Here is a 20,698-nt window from a genome sequence, read left to right on the forward strand (position 1 = left end):
CAACAAAGCTGAGATTGCTTCTGTTTGTATTGTATGATCTCATAAAAAATTAGGTAAACTTGCTTTGATTCTCTTAACAGTTCCAATAGTTTAGCCGTACAAAGAACTTACGACCACCTATTTTAAAATTAAATCAATGTATAAAAACAGTAGGAGGAGGTAAAAAGACACAGAAATGAACAAATTATAAATTATATAGCGAGGCAAAACGCCTAAGTCAGAATAATTATTCAACAGTAACTACCAATACTTGATCTTGCCAGTCAAACCCAGGATGAGTTGTATCAGTTTGCCCGATTTCAAAAGCTATAATATATTGGTTTTTAGGCAAAGTAATTTTGTTATTTTGAATATAGTTGTTAGTTTGTAGTATATTTCCAATATTTTGATATCGGTTGGGATTGGCAGTCGGATTCCAAGCAGTATTAGAAGGAGCATTGCTACCATCTCCTAGGGTTAATACTCTGGTAGAATCATTTGAAAGTACAGGATTGCTATTATTTTGTTGTTCTGGTAAAAATTTGTCTGATAAAGTTGTAGAAGGAGTAACCTCTATATAAAACTCTTCGCTAGTTGTAAAAACCAAGTTACCATTTGTATCTGGAGTTGTAGTTATTTCTGGGTTACCAGTGCTTGTCTGTCTAAATTTTATTGTCATGTTACAAGGATCACCAGCAGGATTACAACCCATAGCACTTGCCAGATTTCTAACTTTATATGTTTTCGAGGTACCGCCGGGATTGAGAGGATTAGTAGTAAGAGAACCAAAAGAGTTGTTAGAACTTGCACCAGTTAAATTTTCTGCTTGCGCTCTAGCATAAACTTGAGTATTAGCTTGATATTGTTCGTCACTGTCTCCAAATACACCACTAAGATAAACCTGAGCAGTTTTCTTATTATTATTAACGCAAGCAGCAAAACCAGTACCACTAATAGCTGTACCCGTACAAGGTGAAGGAGTGATAGTTTGATCGTCAACACGATCAACCAAAGGTTGATTTACCCAAGTACCATTAGTATAATTACCATTATTGTCTAGTGGTGGCCCGTAGCGATAGATGACTTTAGGACCGAGCCATTTATCATCAGGTTTCGATCTGACATAATAAATTACTCTATTATCTGTATTGGCTTGTCCCATATTAGGTAAATCCAATGCTAATATAGCTTGACCACTAGTAGGTATAGTTAAACCAGCAGGAACATTTGTTGTTGGATTTGTTTCAATTGCTTCAGCTTTTTTGACTTCATCAGAAATGAATTCAAGAGCGCGGTTAACTTCCGTTCTGCTTCCTGCCTGGGCTGAAGAGGTTTTATTTCCTTGTAGCATATTTATTAAACCCCAGCCAGCAGCACCTATAACCACAAAAGAAATGGATGCACCAAGAAGTATTTCTGGCAAAGTATAACCAGTAGATTTTTTATGTTTATTTTTTAGTTTAATAGGTAAGTTAACGTGCATAGTACTAATTAGATTGATTTGATTTTATTTTTAGTAAGATGATTATTTTAATTAGCCAATAAAATGTTTTAGTTTAGTTTTATGATTAATTATTATGATATTTTAATGAAATTAGTTTTACTAATAATCAAACAATGACTATAAAGATATTTCTTTTATAACAATTATTTTGTTTTACGTTAACTAGAGTAAATACGGATAATAATTAGATAAAAAATAAAAATTTAATAAATAAAATTTAATTAGTTCGATTGAAATTAGTGAGATTTTACGAATTATTCATAATAATTATTTTTTTTATTTTTGACAGTCAAAATTTAGATATTTACCGCAGTTAAATTTAATAAAATATACTAAGTTTGATAAATTTAATTGTTAGCTCAGACTTTAGTTATAGATAATTAGTATATTTTTTTATTATCGTTATTAGTTAATTAGTCAGATGTAGTGCATGAATTGGCATTAAGTGTCGTACTGATATCGCCTGTATAATCGCCAGTTCTAAGCGAACCTAACCCATCACTTACTACGACACATTTTTTTTCATTACTCGAAGAATTATAAACTACTATTGTTTTGCCAGGACTAACAATACCTTTGTGGGTAAAAGAAATAATATTAGTATTGCCATCATTAGCTGTTATTAAAACTTGATTGTTTAAAGTACGAGTACTGAGTAAACAGTTATTAGTAGAAGAAAAAGTTTTTGCAGTAGTATCAATCGTGACTGTACAATTTTTTCCTCTTCTAATTGCTTGTCTTTGAGCCTCTTTTAATGCTCCTTCTACTAGTCGTTGAGCTTCTTTAACTCGATTTTGATTGAGTAACCCTAAAAAATTAGGAGCCATAATTGCAGCTAAAATACCGACAAGAATTATTGCAACGAGCATTTCTGTCAGTGTAAAACCTTGTTCTTTATTTTGGACATTGTACCGCTGCATTAGGAATTACCTCAATATAATCTGTTGCTATAGCATCTCCAACTAATTTAGTTCCATTCCACTCCTTGACTTCATACTTAATTCTCAAAACTTTATAAGGAGAAGAAGAACTTGGAGTAGGTGTACGAGTTAATCTATAGGTTTTACCTTCATCGCCTAATAATTTTTTATCAGCAGGGACACTTGGCAGACTATCTTCCAACGCTTTAGCATAACCATCTGCAGAACCAGTTGCACTACATTTGCTATAATCAACCGTTAAATTTTTAGCTGTTAATTGAATTTGTTCAGTATCTTCTTGGATTAATTGATTAGCTCTTTGTTGTTCTTGTGCTTTAACTCGCAGCATGGTTGCTAATACTAAAGCTTGCATTGATCCTACGACAAAAAATGTAGCAATCAGCATTGCAACTAATACTTCGATTAGAGAAAAACCTGCCTCTGATTTTGATTTTTTCTTAGAAATTGTCTTGTTGATTCTGAATGAAGCAGAATAAAAAGAAGAACTTAAGAATCCAAAGGTAGTTTGAGGTGATTTTTTAAGTATTAACATAATTAATTTACCTGCTGAGTTTCCCAACGCGAAGGAATATCAATTATGGGATCGACTACTCTGGCATTAGCACTAACTAAATCATCTTTAATATAGGTGTAGCTGTAATATTGTGCTGAAACTAGTGCTTTATCTGTAGGGTCATCTGGACTAATATTGACAGCAGTGGTCAAACCAAAATCACCATCCCAATCTTTGACCCAAACAGCACCTTTAATAGTTACAGTAGGGTTGTTTCCACTTGGTATCGTTACTGTGGCATTAGGCGCATGAATTAAAGCTGCAATATTAATCGGATCATTACCTTCAAATCTGATACTAGTCGTAGCAGCAGTGCCATAAATTTCTAAGTTATAAGATTTATTATTATTTCCTGATCGAACATTTAAATCGGCATTTCTTTCTTGTGGTCCTGTACCATCAGGATCAGGTTGTCCTCTAAGAGTTATATTGCCATTAACATATAGTAAAACCTTACTACCTGCAACAATATTTATATCTTCACCATCAAGATCGATATTGCCATTGATTACATAATTATAGTAGACACTACCGTCTGGCCGAGTTTCTGGATTATCTCCAGGACGAGGTAAAGTAATATCACTATCAAGATTGCTACTAATATTATTAACAACACCAGGAAGTGGTTTATATTGTGGTTGTAAAGGAGTCAAATTTACTGATTTTTCTTTATTAGTTGCCCAATCTTGAAGATTTGCTGTAGTTGGGATTGTGTTTGTGCTGGCACAGTTTGCATCAGTTAAAATAATATTTCCATTAACTGTGAGCTTGCTTACATCTGTTACTGAAGCATCTACTGTACCACCAGGAGTGCCAGTGATCCACAAAGCGGGGTTAAAGCGATTAAAATTACCTTCTAATTGAACTATTTCTCCATTAGGAGTAGGAATTCCTGGCTGAATCGGTAAATCTACTCTAATTTGAGTAACTGCTGCTAGTGCGTCGTTGATTAAACTAGTATTACTTTGATTAACTCTGCCTTCTACTATTAATGTGCCAAATGGTTGAGCAGTGTATGCACCTCCAGAGTAGTTACTAGTATAGGTATAACTAATTAACCTATATTGATATTCATTAAAGTCGACATTGTTATTTCCATTCGCATCAACATATTGCCAACCTCTAGTAGCCATTGCTGCTACGGTTGTATCTCCATCAGTAGGACAAGAAGCTGTAATATTAGGAATATTAGCTGCTTGTTTCCAGCTTATACCAGCAGTATCACTGCAATTTTCATCTGTCCATGTGCCATTACAAGCGTTATAAACAGCAATAACTTTATATTTATCAATTAACTCTCTATATCTAGCAACGCCCAATTCTGCTGCTGCTAAGGCTTTTGATGTCGCTCTTTGACTAACAGCAGTTATTTGTTCATCACTCGACTGGAAAATACTAATTGTCCCTACCAAAGTCATAATTAATCCCAAAGCGATGACGGCAGGAATAACAAAACCCTGATGTTTAGACTGACGTAATACAAGAGTTTTGAATAAAAGATTCATATATATATAGTCAAAATAAGCACAGTCTTTGTTGATAACAATATGATGTAGTCTTGCTTAATTGACTTTAATTCAGTGTGATCTCGATCACTAATTATAATAATTTTTGTTATTAATTTTTAATTAAATAAATTTAAGTTATCTTAGAGCTTGATTAATGAGTTAAAAAATAAACAATCTTAACATTCGCATTTTTCTTAGGATGCGGTCTTTTTTTTTAGTTCAAGGTAGAAATCTTAAAGCGATCGCTCATTAATCTAACTTCAAAAGCGATCGCTCTAAAATAAATAATCTTTTCAATTTAAAATTTATTAAGATTAATGCCTGCTTCTTTTGCCATTGCATCGATGCCTTTTTTCTCAAGGGTTTTGATTGCCTTGGTAGACATACGTAATTTCACCCAACGATTACCTTCTGGCCACCATACTCTTTTGGTTTGTAGATTAGCGTGCTGTAATCTTTTAGTACGACGATGAGAGTGAGATACAGCAAAAGCATTGTTGGCTTTTTTATCTGTTAATTGACATCTGCGAGACACAGTTTTCCTCCTATTTTATCACACAATCTCTTATTATATCTTATAAAAGACTAAATTTATCATAAAAACTGTTTGTAATTACAAATAAATTGTCTTGGTGAGCAACAGGAAAATTTTTATAAAAATCTACTTAAATCGAATTCTTCTTCAATTAATTCTTCTTGAAATCTTTCAGCACTTAAAATTAATAATAATCTTTCTGTATAATCTACTGCTCCACGCAATTCGTCTTTTAATTTTTCCAAACCACCGTTAGCATATTCTTCAAAAATTTGAATTCTTTCTGCTTCTATATCACGATCGCAATTAGCTAAGGTTTGTAGTTGTTGAGTTTCAGAAATAGCAATTAATTTGATTGCCCAATCATAACCACGAGAAATAAATACTTCTAAACTAATAGGTGCTGGTTCACTATTAGAGATTTCTTGTAATGGTACTCGCTTTTGATATTTGAATCCTAAACTAGCAGCAAAAGCAACAACATCTGCATAAGTTTGAAAAGGACCAGTTCCGCTTTTATGATCTATAAGTTTTTGAATTAATTCTGCTTTGTCTTTAGCAATTTTAATTCTAGGGAGAGCCATAATAACAATTTTAATTTGCTGTTATTTTATACCCAATTGAATTTCATGCCTAGGTATTCTTCTAACTGAGTATTATGACTGATAAAAAATTGACTTAAATTTTCTCGAAGCTGCTCATCTTGATGATTGTAAGAGCCAACATTATGTTTTTTAAATTGTAAATTATGATTATCAGCTAAATTGAGAAAAATGTAAATTTGTTTCATAGTTTGTTCTGGTTCTGACAATAACTGTTCATTAGTTAAAATTAAAAGTTGTTCTTTAGCAAATATTTTTAACCATCTTTTAATAGTATGAACATATAAACCACCTAATAAATAAACTGAATTTTTTTCTCGACAGAACTGTTCAATTTGTTCTTGATGCTCTAATTGTTTAAGCATTGCCAATTCAGAATTAATTGCTATTTCTAAAGAATTGCTTTCCCAACCATGTTTAAGACGATGATAATAGTGAGAAATAGCTCTTTCTACAGGATTTCTTAAAACAAGAATTAACTTAATCTGAGGAAATAAAGCAAAAACTTGTTCTTGAACATCACTAATTAAATAAGAAGGGGTAGCTTCTCCTGTAATAAAATTTGTTTCTTCAGGAATTGTAGGAAAATGAGATAAATACCAATTGAGATTTGGTTGTAAATTATCGCTGCGATTAAAATATCCTACTTCTTTCTTTACGGCTGGTAAAATTTGAGGATGTTGCGATAAATAATGATAAAGAGAAGTTGTGCCAGCTTTTGCTGCTCCAATAATTAAAAAATTAGGTCCTTGAGACTGTTGAAAACTCCAATGTTTCTCAACAAAATTTGGTCGACTTTGACTGGTTATAGTATAACAAGCATGACGATAATAATGGGCTGCCTCATCAAACTTTTCTTGTCTAGTTAGTAAATCTCCTATCGTAATATAATATTCTGAAGGAAAAATGTTTTCTTTTTGTTGTGCTTGTTGGTAACAATTAATAATTTGATTTATTTGATTGGGATTAATTTTTTGAATATTTCTAATTTTAGTATAAATAGATTTAATGCTTGGTTGGATTGCAATTGCCTGTAAGTAAAATTCAATTGCTTTATTCCATTTTTTTTGTTTTTCAAAACTTGTACCTAAGTGATTATAAAATTGACCAATTTTATAACTTCTATTTTGTTCATAGCCTAGCCAAGTACATTGTGGATCAATTTCCAAAGCTTTTTGGTAATTCTGCTGAGCTAAAGACCAACTTTTTTGCTGAAGATAAATTTGTCCTAATTGTTCAAAAAAGAAAGCATTATCTGTACTAAAATCAATAGCTTGTTGATAAATAGCTATGGCTTGTTCCCATTTTTTTTGTTGAAGATAAAGTTGTCCTAATCGATGATAAGATTCCAGATAATTAGGTTCAATTTCAATAGCGCGAAGATAGGAATAAATTGCTTTGTCTAGATAATTTCGTTTGGTATAAGCTAATCCTTGTTCGTAATATAATTGGGCTGACTCTGGATATAATTGTGTTAGAAGAAGAGGTTTGAGGATACCAATATTTCTGAGAGTTTTAACTATATTATGCTCGTTACCATCATAGGCTTGAAGTGTTACATTGTGGCATCCTTGAAGACGGGCTGCATGAACTGTGTCTAGATGGTTTTCTCGACAAAAATAAATATAAAATTGAGTTTTAATTGTATTTTTATTTTGCCAAAGCTTCAGTAAATCAAAATATTGATTGGAAGTTTCAGGATTAAAAGATTGATATAATTTATTTAACTGAGATTGCCAACGATGATCACCAAAAATAGAGCGATTTTTAGGATCAATAAAAGTTTGGGGAGAAAAAGCGATCGCAGTATCTGCTTCTAATAAATAGCCAAATAAAATTGCTGCATATCCTCCTGCAGAGTTACCAGTAACTACTACTTTTTGAATGTCTTGTTTTTGAATAAAAGATTTTAGATAATCAACAATTTGATCGATATTATTGCCTACTAATTTGATGCCGTTTTGATACCAATTTTGCAAACAATCTTTTAAAAATATTTTTTTGACTTTAAAATCTGAAGTAATTCTAGAAAATTCGTAAGGAAGAATTCCCATTCCTTGAGAAATACCACCACAAGCTATCAATAAAATATCACTATTATACTGACAATCTATTTGGATACCCTCTGTTTGTTGTCTTGATTCGTTTTCGGCAAAACTTGCAGTAGTCATCTACAAACTTTTTCCTTTATATATATTGAATTAATAAATTATTCAGAGGAAGATTATTATTACTACTCTTCCTCTACACACTCAACAAAGATTTAAATAAATAAAATTTACTAGTCCCAGTCAAACTTCATTCCTAAAAATTCTTCTAATCGTTGATTGTGAGGTTGGAAACATTTAGCTAGAAGCTGACGCATTTCTGGATCAATATCAGAATAAGAACCAGCATTATAAGTTTTATAATCTTTAAGTTGATAATTTGGTAAGTCAATAAAATTAAAAACTTGATTGAGAGTAGCAGGTGTATTTTGATAAAAATCTTCGCTTTTTAAAATTAAAAACTTATCTTTAGGAATAATTGACATCCATTTTTCTAAAAAGTAGATATAAACACTTTCTAATAAACAACCTGAACCACCTTTGCGGTTAATTTTGCCATCAAATGAAGCCTGTGCCATTTCATTAATTAATTCAATTTCATCCGCGATCGCATCTTTGAGAGAACGAAATTCTGCTCCAACTTTACGCCAGTGATAGTATTGAGAAATAGAGCGGTCGATTGGATTTCTCAACATCACAATTAATTTTAAATCAGGAAATAATTCTAGAATTTTAGAGGCTACTTCTGGATAATAAAGATGATCGGGACTACCTTCACCAGTTACATAATTTTTGCCTTCAGCAATGGCAGGAAAATGAGCTAAATACCATTCTTTACCAGCCTCAAAATTAAAATTAAAGAATTTGACTTCTTTTTTAAGTGCAGGAACAAACTGAGGATGAAAAGTTAAATATTCATAGAGCGAAGTTGTACCACAACGCATCGAACCAATAATAACAAATTTTGGTTCTTGTCCTCTTTTTCCTGCATCCCAAGCTTGTTCAATAAATTTTGGTTTGAGTTTTAGATTCTGTCGATAACTAGCATTTTGATAACAACTAATTGCTTGATCTAAACGACCCAATTTAGTTAAAATATCTCCCAAATTAGAATAACCAAGTAGATAATCAGGACGTTTCCGAATTACTTCCTGATAAGGTTCAATCATCCTTTCTAGTAATTCAGGAGCAAGTTTTTCTCGTTGAACTTTAATCAATAAACGATCATGGGGTTGCCAAAATTCAGGAGCGATCTCAATTGCTTTTAAATATGCGTCAATAGCTGCTAAAGAATTGCCTTGGCGATTATATATATCTCCGATATAAAGATAAAACCATTTTTGATCTAAATCTAATTCTACTGCTTGCTCATAAATCGCGATCGCATCTTGAAAAAGATTTTTTTTAGCTAAGGTTTCACCAATTTTTTGATATAAATTAATTGCTTTTTCTTGATGATTTAATTTGATTAAGTATTTACCTAATTCTTGACAAGAAGGAAATAATTTTGGCTCTAATTCTACAGTCTTATGATAATAATTAATGGCTTCTTGCCAATAACCTTTTTTAGTCAAAGCTTTAGCCAAAAGATGATGTGCTTGGGCAGATTTTGGTTCAGTTTTAACAGCACGACGATAAGCAAAAACTGCTTCTTCCAAATTACCTTGTTGTTCTAAAGTAGTGCCTAATTGTAAATCTTTCATGAGTTAAATACCTTGGTTAAAATTAAATAAATTGTGAACAAATATTTGAGAACAAACTAATTATTTTGGTCTGGTTTCAATTAAAGTTAAAATTTCCTGTTCATAACGAGCAAAAATATTTTGCCAATCATAGGTTTGCTCAACTAATCGACGACCATTAACACTTAATTTAGTCTTCAATTGAAAATCGTTACTAACCTGTATCACCGCTTCGGCAAATTCTTTAGGAGTATCACGAATTAAAATGTTTTCTCCATCAGTTACTTCTAATCCTTCGCAACCAAGACTCGTAGAAATCACTGGTAAACCCATTGCCATAGCATGAAGAATTTTGATTCTTGTCCCACTACCCAAACGAATTGGTACAATTGCAATTGAGCAATTCTGAGCTACATCGCTCATATTTTTGGGACTAGCGATGATTTCAAGATCTGAATAACGAGTAGCTAAGGCTTGAATTTCAGCAGAAGGTTCGCGTCCGGCAATACAGAAAGGAAGCTTAGGATTTTGTTGACGAATTAGTGGTAAAATTTCTTCAGTAAAGTATAGTACAGCGTCAATGTTGGGATAATAGGTCATCGTTCCCATATACAACATTTTTTGTGCCTGACTATTGTTGACAGGAGTAATGTTGTGGGTGTCTATCCCATTCTTAACTACGATCGCTTTACTGTTGGGACAACGACTAAGTAATTCTTGTCGATCATCTTCACTAACTAAAGTAGTTAAAGCAAATTTTGACCAAGTTTTGTTTTCGTAGGTTTCAAGTAATTTAGATTCTCGTTCAGAATCCAAAAACACTTTTACTGCTTCTACATCTGATGCAGCCGTCGTAATATCGGACTCGGTAATCGTAGCGCATTGTTTGAGAATTCTTGACTCAATATTATGTTCATTTAAGATTGTCAGATGATTCTTAAACAGTTCATGATAAGGAGTAGCAAAAATAAAATCGAATAAAACTGCATCAAATTTAATTTGACTCAATTGTTGAAGAACTTTCCACATATTCCAAGTTCCCCATTGATATAGTTGTTTTTGTTGATCGACTCGACGTGGTGCTAAAGGTACGCCTAGTTTGACCATCATGGCGCAGTTACAATACTCTTGTAAATCTTCTTCAATTTGATAATCAGCCTCGTCAAAAATAAAAGAAACCACTGTCAGATGATGACGACTTCCTAAATACTTAATTTCTTCAAACATCCGAATTGCTCCCCCTGTATTAGGAGGATAAGCAGGATAGGGAGTAATTAGCAAAATTTTTAGCTGATCCTGACACTCAGTTTGCTTTAACTGCTCACAATAATCGATTACTTGCTGCCAACGGTGTAGTAATTGCTGAGATTGCTCTTTATTTTCGTAAAATCCTGCAAAATCGGGATTAAGTTCAATTGCTCGACTATAAGCTGAAATTGCCTCAGCTAAATCGTATCTACCTTTGAGTGCATCACCATAACCATTGTAATACCAACAGTTATTTGGTTCTAATTGTAAAGCCTGACGATAACATTTAATCGCGCGGTCAAGATCAGCTTGTTTTGTTAAGGCATTACCTAATTGAAAATAAGCTTCTGGATAATTAGGATGAAATTCCAAAGCTGCATTTAAAGCCACAATTGCCAGATCGATCTGATTTTCTCCCAAATAAGTTTTAGCTTTAGCTAGTAAAGCTTCTGCTTTTTCTGGTTGTTCTTTTAAAGATGCGGAAGGACTACTAAGTAAAAGTTTTTGATTAAAATGTGTTTGTCCTGGTAATAATTTGGCTAATTGAGTCGATATTTCTCGATTTTGAGGCTGATACTGAAGAGCTATTTGATAATAAACGACCGCTCTTTCTAACTGATTCTGTTTAACTAAAGCATTTCCTAGCTGTAAATAAAGTTTGCCATTATCAGGTTGTAGTGCGATCGCTTTATAATAATTATGGAGATTATCAGGATTCAGTTGAATCTCGCGCTGATAATAACTAAAGGCTCGATCCGAATCTATTTTCGAGCGATGTCCCAAAGCATCAGCTAATTTAATTTCTACTGTTGGTAAATCGGGTTTTAGTTCAATTGCTCGACGGTAAGCTGCCACTGCTTCATCCCATCTAGCCAAATTGCTAAAAATTTCGCCTAAATTATAATAAGACCAAGGAAAATCAGGATTTAACTCACTTGCCTTCTTAAAAGCTACTTCAGCCTCTTGCCATCGTCTTAATTGAACTAAGGCATCTCCCAAATTATTATGTGTCCAACAAAAATCATCTTTAACTTTAATTGCTGCTTGATAAGCTGCAACTGCTTCTTCCCATCGATATACTTTACTAAATGCATCACCAAGATGATGACAAGCTTCCCAATAATCAGATTCTAGTTTGATCGCTTGTTGATAACAGACAATTGCTTCTTGCCATTGTTTCTGTTGAGTAAAAACAAAGCCAAGACGATAATGATGTAAAGCAATTTGAGGATTAGATTGAACCGCTTTGCGATAATATTGAATCGCTTCTTCTAGCTTTCCTTTACTATGTAAAATTTCTCCTAAATGTAAATAAGCTTCGGCTAAATTGGGAGAAAGTTCTAAGGCACGACTGTAACAAGTTACCGCTTCCTTGAGTCGATTGTGCTTTAAGCAGGCGTTACCCAGTTGTAAATGTTCTTCCGCTTTAACACTGCCAGGTTCTAAACTATAAGCGTGATACCAATATGTAATTGCCTCAGCAGATTGATCCGCTTTTTCTAAAGCTCTAGCTAAATTACGATAAACACCTGCTAAGTGAGGATTTAACTTAATTGCTTGTTGATAGCAGTTAATTGCTTCTTGCCAATGTTGTTTTTGAGCGTATAGACTACCCAAATTTGAGTAAATAGCTGCGGAATTAGGATTATTTTGAGCTTTTTGTCGATATTTGGCAATATTTAAATCAAGAGCTTCAGTAGAAACAGAATTGGTTGATGTAGTTATTTTCTCTTGAACTTGGTTAGGAGAAGGTAAAACAATCTCACTAGTTGATAGCAATTTTTGCTCAAGAGGATGATCTCCTTCTAATCTATTTTGATAATGCGAAGTTTGCTCATAGCTAGCAGCTTCTTGCCATCGTCCTAATTGCTTCAAAACTTGAATCAATTTTTGATATTCTTCTTGTAATTTAGGCTCTAATTTAATTCCATAACGATAGTGAATTACTGCTTCTTCTAACTGATTGTTTTCTCTCAGCCAATCTGCCAGAAAAATATGATCTTTACCCTTCGCTCGCTCTGGCTCTAAACTTAAAGCTTGATGATGATAATGCCAAAATTTATTCGTTTCTCCTAACTGTTGGCAAACTTTAGCTAAATTTTCATAAGCACCTGCAAATTTGGGATTAATAATGATCGCTTTTTGATAATATTCAATTGCCTGTTGCCATTGCTTTTGCCCAGCATATAAACTACCTAAATTTGCATATACTTCAGCTAAATCTGGTTGAATAGCGATCGCTTTAGCATAATAACCCATTGCTTCAGCGGTTTTACCACTTCTTTGCAGGGCATTACCCCAAATTTTATAAGCCTCTGCCGAATGGGGTTCAATTTCTATTGCTTGCTGACAAGCAACTATTGCTTGTTGCCATTCTTGGCGATCGCAATAAGCTAAAGCCTGCTGTAGATAGATTCGGGCAGCTTCTAAGCCTGAGTGATGATTAGTTTCAGATTGAGCAGAAACTCGCTCTTGATTAGCAGACGGTTTTTCAATTAATTTAAAAGAAAAAGAAGACTTATCTGAAGAATATACCGCTGATAGCTGTCTATATTGTGTTGAATGGGAATCAAAGTCAGGAAGTTGTAATTTAGTTGAGAAGTTACGATGAGAATCTTCTCCTGTTTCACCAACGTGGAGAGCAACTGCTTCTTGCCAAGGCTCAGATAACTGTGACTGTGAAGTCTCTCCTTCCTCAGTCCAAGAGTTGTTGAGCATAATCGCCTTGCGATAGTGAATCATTGCCTCGGGAATTTTGCCAATTTTTTGCAAACCTACTGCCAATTTTTGATGAGCCAATCCTGCATTTGGTTCGATTTCTACTGCCTGACGATAAAGCTTAATTGCCTCAGTAAACTTACCCTGTTCCCAAAGTCTATCTCCTTGATAAATTTTGGTGCTGGCTAGATCTGGTAATTTTAGGTAAGAGTTAACATCTGGAGACTTTGAACTAACATTGTCATCATTTTTAACGTTAGGAGATGCTCTGTCTTCTCGAGCCTGCCCAACTATAGTGTTGACAAAAGCAGCAGAATTCAACAAATTTTTCAGACGATCAAACATAATTAAGCTGAGATAGCGAAGAGAAATGAATAAAATTCAGCTTGAAACAACAATAATGTTATTAAAACTACACTAGATTATTAGTGATCAGTACCCTGACGAGATTCTTTAGTTCCTTAGTTTTACTTAGAACTTAAAACCAGAGCTTGCGTCACTTCGTTAATAATTCGGATTAATTTCAGCTAAATATTTCCATGATCTCTGTAAAAACTTTTAAGAAGCAAAATTCAGCCCAAAATTAACAACAGATTCCCAGTCTCGTCGATAAAAAAAAATATTTCTTGAAAGAATTAAATATTAATTAATATATACTCCATGACCGCAAAGTAAAAGCTGCGTCTGTTTTTTTTCGGCAAGGTACTTTTCACTACTCAAATGCAGTCGAGGCGCGTGCGCGATCGCTATCAGACAAATCAACTAAGCTATAAGATAAAATTAGACCGACTTAACACCATTGAATGCGAGTTAAAGAAGGAGCAAAATTTTGAGTTGGCGAATAAAATTATCTAATTGGCTTTCAAATGGTATTTTAGATAAATATCAGCGAAAAATAGAATTAGCAAAAACTAAATTAAATCAAACTGAATCTGAACTAGAAAGTTTAAAAATCCAATTACAACAATCTCAGCTAGAACAAAAACAGACTCTAGCACAACTCCAAATCAATCAAGGTTTTCAAATAGAATTAGCAGAAAAACAAATTCAACTACAACAAATCAAAGCTCAACTTCACCAATGTCAATCTCAACTTCAACAGAAGCAAGAACAATTAGAAAACTCCCAAACTCAACTGCAACAAACACAAACAAAATTAGTTAATTCTCAAGATTGGCTACAACAAATTCAAACTCCCATTAAAATATTAGAAGTTAAACGTTTACCGCAAAAAGATTTTGAAGCATTATGGGGTTTTGGAATCGGTTCTCCTGTTCCACAAAGTCAAGCTATTGCAGGTTCTATTTTATTTAAAGGGTGGGTATTAGGTAAAAAATCACCAGCTAAAAAAGTTAGAATTACTTATCAAGGGCAAATGTTGATTGAAACTCCAGTTGAACAATCTCGCCCGACAATTACTGAGTATTATCCAGATATACCAGCAGCAGCAAATAGTGGTTTTGAAACACCTTTTTCAATTACAGCAATGGGTTCGGAAGCCGAATTAGAGTTACAAGCTGTTTTGGAAGATGCAAGTGTTATTCCTATAAGTATAATTAGTTTAAAAAGATAGTGTTTCCGTCATAAATTTGGGGTCATAAATTATTGCTTATTTAAATTGCCTACTCAACTTCTATTTCTGCTTTTTCTCAATCAGTAAGTATTTAGTCAATCTTAAAAAGATTGTTTAATAATTATGGAAGAAATGCTTGAGCTTAAACAATGTCTTCTCAATCACAAATATGAGCAAGCTTTGTTAATAGTAGAAGAATTAGAAGAGATGGGAAGACAAGACAAGATTAATAATTTAGAATCTTTTTTCGTAATTTTACTAATTGATTTAATTAAAATTCAAGTAGAAAACAAAGTTACTAGAAGTTGGAAGGCTTCTATTGCTAATAGTTTAATCGCAATCCAAAAGAGAAATAAACTAGGAAAAAAATCTAACTACATTAACCAAGACGAATGGTTGCAACATATATTAGACTGTCAAGTTGAAGCATTGTTAGCAGCTTCTAAAGAAATTTTTGAAGGAATTGATTATCAACAACTAAAAAAAATAATCAACTTTGAAGAAATCACAAAAATCTGTAATGAATTATTAGCTTATACCTATACACTAGATAAGCAAGAAATAATTGAAATTATTAATCAGAAGTTTCCATTTGAATATTAAGTAAAGCGATCGCTTTTTACTCTAGATTATCTTCATTCAAAAGGCGGTCTAAAATACGACGGTTTTCTACTTGTAGTCCTCTGATTTCGCTCTGCATTGTTTCAATATTAGTTTGCATGGTTCGTATTACACCCATTGAGTCAATAAATATTTCTGTAGCTCTTTCCATTTGCTCAGTAAGGCGGTCTACTCTGTTAGTTAAAGCATCAATAGCTTCAGCATTAGCATCAATTTTAGCTGTATTACTATGACTTAGTTTGATGGCTGATTGTAAAATTTTTTCGATTTGATTTAGTCTTTGTTTTGGAGTTAGTTCTTGACTCATTTTAGCTAAAGATTTTTATTTAATAATTGATTATACAGCGATCGCGCACGCGCCAGGCTTCGCCGAGACCGAATAATAAATAATAATTTTTGACTTAATCAAACTGTCTAAATTATAAAAAAAAGCGTGTTTAAATAAAATAAACACACTCTAAAAAACTTTATTTAAGATTAGATTAAAAATTATTGAGCAGCACGAGCATAATATTGTTCTGCCTCTTGTTCCCTACCTTGTTTCTTCAAAATATCGCTGAGTAAGCGTAAAATATAGGTAGCATCTGGTTTAAGTTCTATAGCTTTTTGATAACAACGAATTGCTGTATCTAAGTTATCTTTTTCCTGAAAAATATCTCCTAGTTTTTTATATGCTACTACAAAATCGGGTTGAAGCTGAATTGCTTTTTGATAGTTAGCCATTGCTTCATCAAGTTGTCCTTTTTCTAACAATGCATCACCTAAAAATAGATAAGGTTTAGCTGAGTCTGGTTTAAGTTCAATTACTTTTTGATAGTATGCGATCGCGTCATCAAAATGTTCTTTTTTCAGCAATATATTGGCATATTTAAGATAAAAACCACTATTCCATTCAGAATTAATTTTTAGTGCTTTTTGATAATAATTAATTGCAGATTCAATTTCATCTTTTTCTTGTAGAAGTAAGTCTCCTAATTGTTTGTAAATACGCGCAGGAAGCTCTGGTTTTAATTCAATTGCTTCTTGATAAGCTGCGATCGCGCCATGAATTTTGTTTTGTTTTTGTAAAACTTTAGCTAATTTTAGATAAGGAGCATAATTTGATGGATTTAAACCAATCATACGTTGATAACATTTTACTGCTTCTGACCAATTTTGCTGAGATTCATAAATTTCAGCTAACTTGGGTAAAGGTTGAGTATAGTTAGGTTTAATTTTGATTGCTTGCTGATAGCTTTGAATCGATTCTTCAAAGTTGCCTTGTTCTTTTAATGCATTACCTTTTTCAAAATTTGCTTTTGCTTTTTCTTTGAATTTATTAGTAGCGGTCATTTTTTTGTACCTCATTGTTATTAAGACTCAATAATTTTTATTTTGATTCAGCCAATTTAACCATTACAAAAGCCATTGCTTCATTTAATAATGACGGAGATAAATCCGTAATTATATTTTTTAGATCCATATAATTTTTTGAGTCTGTAGGGGCTTTTAAGAAAAGTTTAAATTTATCTCGCGAGGCAAATCTATCTATTAATTCTAGATTAGAGCCATAATAATAATCAAATACAAGTTTTTTCTGTTCCAAAGACATAAAATCAATTTTTTCTTGATTGAATCCTCTATTTTGAGCAAATTCTTGGAGATATTTAGATATTATTTCTCGTATTCTAATGTTTTCTTCTTGTTGAAATAACCATGACAACTCTTCAGTTTCTTTGATATAAGAAAATATTTGTTGACATAAAAGAATTGTTTTATAAGAAGGCGATATATTGTAGTTTTTAGATTCTTGAAATAGATCAGAAGGTATATATTCAATTCCAATCAAATCAAAAAAATTACTTAATAAACCACTACTTGAATAAACTAAATCTTCAAAAGATAAAACACGTAAATAGGAAGGTTGAAAATATTGATCCCAGAAATCGCAGATTTCATTGTATTTTAAAGCACGTAAAGACTGAGAAAACTTCTCAAACCAAGTATCAAAGCTATCAAAAGTAGTACCATTTTTTGCTAATTGAGCCCACTGAGAAGATAACCATTGATATTGATTTCTATAAATAAAAACTAAATTTAATTCTAAATTATCAGGAAGGCAATCACGTAACTGTAGTAATTGTTTTTTTTCTGTTATTTGAATAAAATTTTCTGCACTGATGATAAAATGTTCTGCATCAGAGTTATTTATTTCTTGTTTAAGGTTATCAAATACATTATTTTTTCCATTTTTAAAATTATTTGTTAATACTTCTAATGCAAGTTCATGATGAACATAGGAGTTTCCCAATTCACCTCTACCAGCTTTTAGGTATTTTATTCCCATTGTTTCTAAGTTTTTTTCATGTTTTTTTAACCAATACTGGATAGTTGTAGAACCACATTTTTGATGACCAACATGAATATAAAGTTTTTTAGTTGCAGTCATAGTTTTTATTTTTTCAAATTACAAAATTAACAATAACTAAATAGAAGCCTGAAGCACTTCAAAAAGTTTATAAAGATATTTTGCTGGTAAAAATCTTGACATATCCTCTAATAATTGAAACCATAAAATAGAGCCTTGATGTTTATTAAGAGAATCCCAAGGTTTAGGTCGGTCTAGTAAATGAATAATTAGACTTTGATCGCTTAAAAGCAATTCATCAAATGTTCTTTGGTCATAAGGAGGATAAAAATCATTAAATCGAGGAGATAAATCGGCAATTTGACCATCAAATGCTATGTTCAAAGCACACTGATCGTGATAAAGAAGTTTATGTCCTTCTTCCACAGCAATTCTCACGGCTTTATTTAATAAATCAGTTAATTGAGGATGAGTTGAATCAAAAGCAATTACTCCTGAGTTATAGTATTTTCCACTTTTTAAGTTATTAGTTTTGATTGCCTCTTCTATTTCTGATTTTGGTCTTTCTCTACGTGCTGCAATAGGATAACCATTAAAATCTAAATAATCGATTTCTTCAAGTGAATCAAGAATAATAGTATCTGAATCAATATAAAGCCACCGAGAGTTAGGAGAAATATCATTTAATACTTGACCAAAAAATAGTCTATAATAAGCTGTTCTAGAAAGAGAATCTCCTCCAGTAAAAACGCCATAACCAGTAGTGAGTTTATAATCACTAAGTCCTTTGAATAATGATTCAATATCTATAAATTCAATAATTAAATTTAAGTTGTGAGCTAAAACTTGATAAGCTTCTTTGATTAATTCTAAAGTAGGGTGATCGGCTACCACATAAATCGGATTATTTTTTAGTTTATGTTTATTATGTTTATGTAGTGAAAATATAGATACTAAAGTTGGTAGGCTATAAGCTTTGTCTGTACAATAAAATATTTTTGTTTTAATTGATTCTACTTGAGAGAGTTGCTCAGAAAAAATATTTTCTTTTAATCTTAATCTGTTTTCACAAATAACTAAATCTCGTGACAATGAATTTTCTTTTTTCATTAAAGATACGCATTGTCTGGCTTCGTTGATTGGTTCTATTAATTGTTCAAGTATGGCAGTTTTGATTAATAAAAAACTAGTTTTGATTTCTTGATTGTCAAACTCTTGTTCTATAACATTTAAAGCTTCCTTAAATTTTTTACTCTTACGAACAACTTTAATAAATAAACTGTGATTGTGTATGTTTGTAGGTTCTTTTAGAATTGCTTCTGCTGCAAAATCAAAAGCTTTTTCCCATTCTCCCAATTCACAAAATAATTTAGCTACAGCTTGATAATAAGAATGAGGAGGGGTAGTAGTTATTTTTAAGCTATTAAAATAACCTAAAGCTTTATCTAAATTTCCAGAATAACAATATAATTCTAGTAACCTCACTTTAACTTCTTCGTTATCAGGACAAATCAATAAAGCTTTTTCAAGCATTTGAGCAGATTGAGTCCAATCTCGTTTTGCCAAATATGCGTGTGCTGCTGCAAAGATGACATCAAAATCTTTTTCAAAAAGACTTATAGCTTGATTAAAAACTTCTTCTGCTTGTTCAATTTTTTTATCTTCAATGTAAGAATATCCTAGACTAATGTAAGACCATTTATTTTGTGGTTGAATTTCAATGGCTTTACACCAATAAACTTGTGCCTCTGATTTATTTCCTTGTTCTTTTGCTAATTCGGCTAAACCCAGATAACCGAGAGCATTATGAGGGTCAATTTCAACAACTTTATTAAAACAAATGTTAGCTTGTTGATATTCATTAATAGTTTGATAAGACTTTCCTAATAAATGCCAGCACCATAAATTTTTATTATCTAAATTGATTGCTTTTTCAAAAGATAAAATTGCTTCTTTAGTTTTCGATTGGTGAAAATAAACTTCTCCAAGACAAATTAAAAGCCAAAATTGATCGCCGAATTGTTGATTGACTATTAGTAATGTTTGTTCTGCCTCAGAATATTTTTTTAATCTAAATAAACATTCTCCTTTACGCAACATGGAATGATAGTGCTGAGAATGGAAAGCTAATGACACTTCATACATTGTCAAAGCTTGTTGATAATTTTGCTCATTAAAACTACTATCAGCTTTTGTAATAACCTCTTCAAATGATTCTGAGGTTAAATGTTTTTTGGCAAGTTGAAAATCTGGTTCTATTTCTATTGCTTTGAGAAAAGAATTCTTTGCTTCATCTAGTTTTAATAACCTTTCATAAACTTGACCAAGGCGATAATAAGCCCAATGAAATTTTTCATTTAATCTAATTACATTGAATAAATGTTGTTCAGCTAAATCTAGCTGATTTTGATCTAAAAAAATTTCGCCAAGCTTTTGATGAATTAAATAATCATCTGGGTTCAGAGTTAATGCTTGTTGATAAGCATCGACTGCTTCAGATAATTTACCCTGTTGTGCAAAAAAAAGTCCTAATCCATAATGACCCCAGTGAAAATCAGCTTCAAGTGCGACTGATTTATAAAAATTGTCATAAGCTTCTGATAAATTTCCTTGTTCTAAAAAAGCTATTCCTAGTTTAAAATAAATACTCGCGGAGTTAGTATGATACTGCAAACCTTGCTGGTAAATTTCAATAGCTTGTTGTATATTTCCTTCTTTTAGTAATGATGCTCCTCGATCTAAGCATTCTTGTACTGATAATTCTCGGGAATATTGACTAAGATTTTGTACGCTCATAAAAACAATTTGAATTTTAATTAATGGTTGAATTGAAATATGT

At 32.2% G+C, this 20,698-nt stretch carries 15 protein-coding genes; 2 read left to right on the forward strand and 13 right to left on the reverse strand.

What is annotated here, in order from left to right; all coding sequences use genetic code 11:
* Nucleotides 1-226 precede the first annotated feature (226 nt).
* The 9 genes from STA7437_RS13340 to STA7437_RS13380 form a co-directional block, all read right to left on the reverse strand.
* Entirely contained in the window at nt 227-1,462 is a 1,236-nt protein-coding gene (locus tag STA7437_RS13340) for a PulJ/GspJ family protein (RefSeq protein WP_015193917.1), read from the reverse strand.
* A 434-nt stretch (nt 1,463-1,896) separates the two neighbouring features.
* Entirely contained in the window at nt 1,897-2,403 is a 507-nt protein-coding gene (locus STA7437_RS13345) for a type II secretion system protein (protein WP_015193918.1), read from the reverse strand.
* Nucleotides 2,378-2,956 carry a type IV pilus modification PilV family protein gene (locus STA7437_RS13350; protein WP_015193919.1) on the reverse strand — a complete coding sequence of 193 codons (579 nt, stop codon included), beginning with the start codon at nt 2,954-2,956 and terminating at the stop codon, nt 2,378-2,380. The genes STA7437_RS13345 and STA7437_RS13350 overlap by 26 nt, the downstream gene beginning before the upstream one ends.
* A 2-nt stretch (nt 2,957-2,958) precedes the next feature.
* Nucleotides 2,959-4,482 carry a DUF7305 domain-containing protein gene (locus STA7437_RS13355; RefSeq protein ID WP_015193920.1) on the reverse strand — a complete coding sequence of 508 codons (1,524 nt, stop codon included), beginning with the start codon at nt 4,480-4,482 and terminating at the stop codon, nt 2,959-2,961.
* Between the two features lie 301 nt (nt 4,483-4,783).
* A complete protein-coding gene (gene rpmB / locus STA7437_RS13360; protein ID WP_015193921.1) occupies nt 4,784-5,020 on the reverse strand; it encodes a 50S ribosomal protein L28 in 237 nt (78 codons plus the stop codon).
* Between the two features lie 116 nt (nt 5,021-5,136).
* Nucleotides 5,137-5,604, reverse strand: coding sequence for a DNA phosphorothioation-associated protein 4 (locus tag STA7437_RS13365; RefSeq protein ID WP_015193922.1), 468 nt, complete (start codon nt 5,602-5,604; stop codon nt 5,137-5,139).
* 26 nt (nt 5,605-5,630) lie between these two features.
* Nucleotides 5,631-7,793 (reverse strand): tetratricopeptide repeat protein, encoded by a 2,163-nt coding sequence (locus STA7437_RS13370; RefSeq protein WP_015193923.1) that lies wholly within the window; start codon nt 7,791-7,793, stop codon nt 5,631-5,633.
* Nucleotides 7,794-7,903: 110 nt separating this feature from the next.
* Nucleotides 7,904-9,373: a tetratricopeptide repeat-containing sulfotransferase family protein gene (locus tag STA7437_RS13375; protein WP_015193924.1), complete on the reverse strand. Its 1,470-nt coding sequence runs from the start codon at nt 9,371-9,373 to the stop codon at nt 7,904-7,906.
* 60 nt (nt 9,374-9,433) lie between these two features.
* Nucleotides 9,434-13,663 carry a tetratricopeptide repeat protein gene (locus tag STA7437_RS13380; RefSeq protein WP_015193925.1) on the reverse strand — a complete coding sequence of 1,410 codons (4,230 nt, stop codon included), beginning with the start codon at nt 13,661-13,663 and terminating at the stop codon, nt 9,434-9,436.
* Nucleotides 13,664-14,147: 484 nt separating this feature from the next.
* On the opposite strand from STA7437_RS13380, the gene STA7437_RS13385 reads away from it, so the two are divergent.
* Nucleotides 14,148-14,891, forward strand: a complete 744-nt coding sequence (locus STA7437_RS13385; protein ID WP_015193926.1) for a hypothetical protein — start codon at nt 14,148-14,150, stop codon at nt 14,889-14,891.
* Nucleotides 14,892-15,014: 123 nt separating this feature from the next.
* On the forward strand, nt 15,015-15,494 hold the full coding sequence (locus tag STA7437_RS13390) for a DUF29 family protein (RefSeq protein ID WP_015193927.1): 480 nt from the start codon (nt 15,015-15,017) through the stop codon (nt 15,492-15,494).
* 16 nt (nt 15,495-15,510) lie between these two features.
* Here STA7437_RS13390 and STA7437_RS13395 read toward each other — a convergent pair whose 3' ends face one another.
* The 4 genes from STA7437_RS13395 to STA7437_RS13410 all read right to left on the reverse strand — a co-directional run bounded on the left by STA7437_RS13395 (nt 15,511) and on the right by STA7437_RS13410 (nt 20,655).
* Nucleotides 15,511-15,819 (reverse strand): hypothetical protein, encoded by a 309-nt coding sequence (locus STA7437_RS13395; protein WP_015193928.1) that lies wholly within the window; start codon nt 15,817-15,819, stop codon nt 15,511-15,513.
* Nucleotides 15,820-16,001: 182 nt separating this feature from the next.
* A complete protein-coding gene (locus tag STA7437_RS13400; protein WP_015193929.1) occupies nt 16,002-16,844 on the reverse strand; it encodes a tetratricopeptide repeat protein in 843 nt (280 codons plus the stop codon).
* 37 nt (nt 16,845-16,881) lie between these two features.
* Nucleotides 16,882-17,940 carry a hypothetical protein gene (locus STA7437_RS13405; RefSeq protein WP_015193930.1) on the reverse strand — a complete coding sequence of 353 codons (1,059 nt, stop codon included), beginning with the start codon at nt 17,938-17,940 and terminating at the stop codon, nt 16,882-16,884.
* A 36-nt stretch (nt 17,941-17,976) separates the two neighbouring features.
* Entirely contained in the window at nt 17,977-20,655 is a 2,679-nt protein-coding gene (locus tag STA7437_RS13410; RefSeq protein WP_015193931.1) for a tetratricopeptide repeat protein, read from the reverse strand.
* Nucleotides 20,656-20,698 lie beyond the last annotated feature (43 nt).

It is taken from the genome of Stanieria cyanosphaera PCC 7437 (assembly GCF_000317575.1).
Taxonomy (GTDB): domain Bacteria; phylum Cyanobacteriota; class Cyanobacteriia; order Cyanobacteriales; family Xenococcaceae; genus Stanieria; species Stanieria cyanosphaera.

Excerpts from the sequence above, each read along its gene's own strand:
- STA7437_RS13340 (WP_015193917.1), bottom strand. The coding sequence starts at position 1,462 with ATGCACGTTAACTTACCTATTAAACTAAAAAATAAACATAAAAAATCT.
- STA7437_RS13345 (WP_015193918.1), bottom strand. The coding sequence starts at position 2,403 with ATGCAGCGGTACAATGTCCAAAATAAAGAACAAGGTTTTACACTGACA.
- STA7437_RS13350 (WP_015193919.1), bottom strand. The coding sequence starts at position 2,956 with ATGTTAATACTTAAAAAATCACCTCAAACTACCTTTGGATTCTTAAGT.
- STA7437_RS13355 (WP_015193920.1), bottom strand. The coding sequence starts at position 4,482 with ATGAATCTTTTATTCAAAACTCTTGTATTACGTCAGTCTAAACATCAG.
- STA7437_RS13365 (WP_015193922.1), bottom strand. The coding sequence starts at position 5,604 with ATGGCTCTCCCTAGAATTAAAATTGCTAAAGACAAAGCAGAATTAATT.
- STA7437_RS13370 (WP_015193923.1), bottom strand. The coding sequence starts at position 7,793 with ATGACTACTGCAAGTTTTGCCGAAAACGAATCAAGACAACAAACAGAG.
- STA7437_RS13375 (WP_015193924.1), bottom strand. The coding sequence starts at position 9,373 with ATGAAAGATTTACAATTAGGCACTACTTTAGAACAACAAGGTAATTTG.
- STA7437_RS13380 (WP_015193925.1), bottom strand. The coding sequence starts at position 13,663 with ATGTTTGATCGTCTGAAAAATTTGTTGAATTCTGCTGCTTTTGTCAAC.
- STA7437_RS13390 (WP_015193927.1), top strand. The coding sequence starts at position 15,015 with ATGGAAGAAATGCTTGAGCTTAAACAATGTCTTCTCAATCACAAATAT.
- STA7437_RS13395 (WP_015193928.1), bottom strand. The coding sequence starts at position 15,819 with ATGAGTCAAGAACTAACTCCAAAACAAAGACTAAATCAAATCGAAAAA.
- STA7437_RS13400 (WP_015193929.1), bottom strand. The coding sequence starts at position 16,844 with ATGACCGCTACTAATAAATTCAAAGAAAAAGCAAAAGCAAATTTTGAA.
- STA7437_RS13405 (WP_015193930.1), bottom strand. The coding sequence starts at position 17,940 with ATGACTGCAACTAAAAAACTTTATATTCATGTTGGTCATCAAAAATGT.
- STA7437_RS13410 (WP_015193931.1), bottom strand. The coding sequence starts at position 20,655 with ATGAGCGTACAAAATCTTAGTCAATATTCCCGAGAATTATCAGTACAA.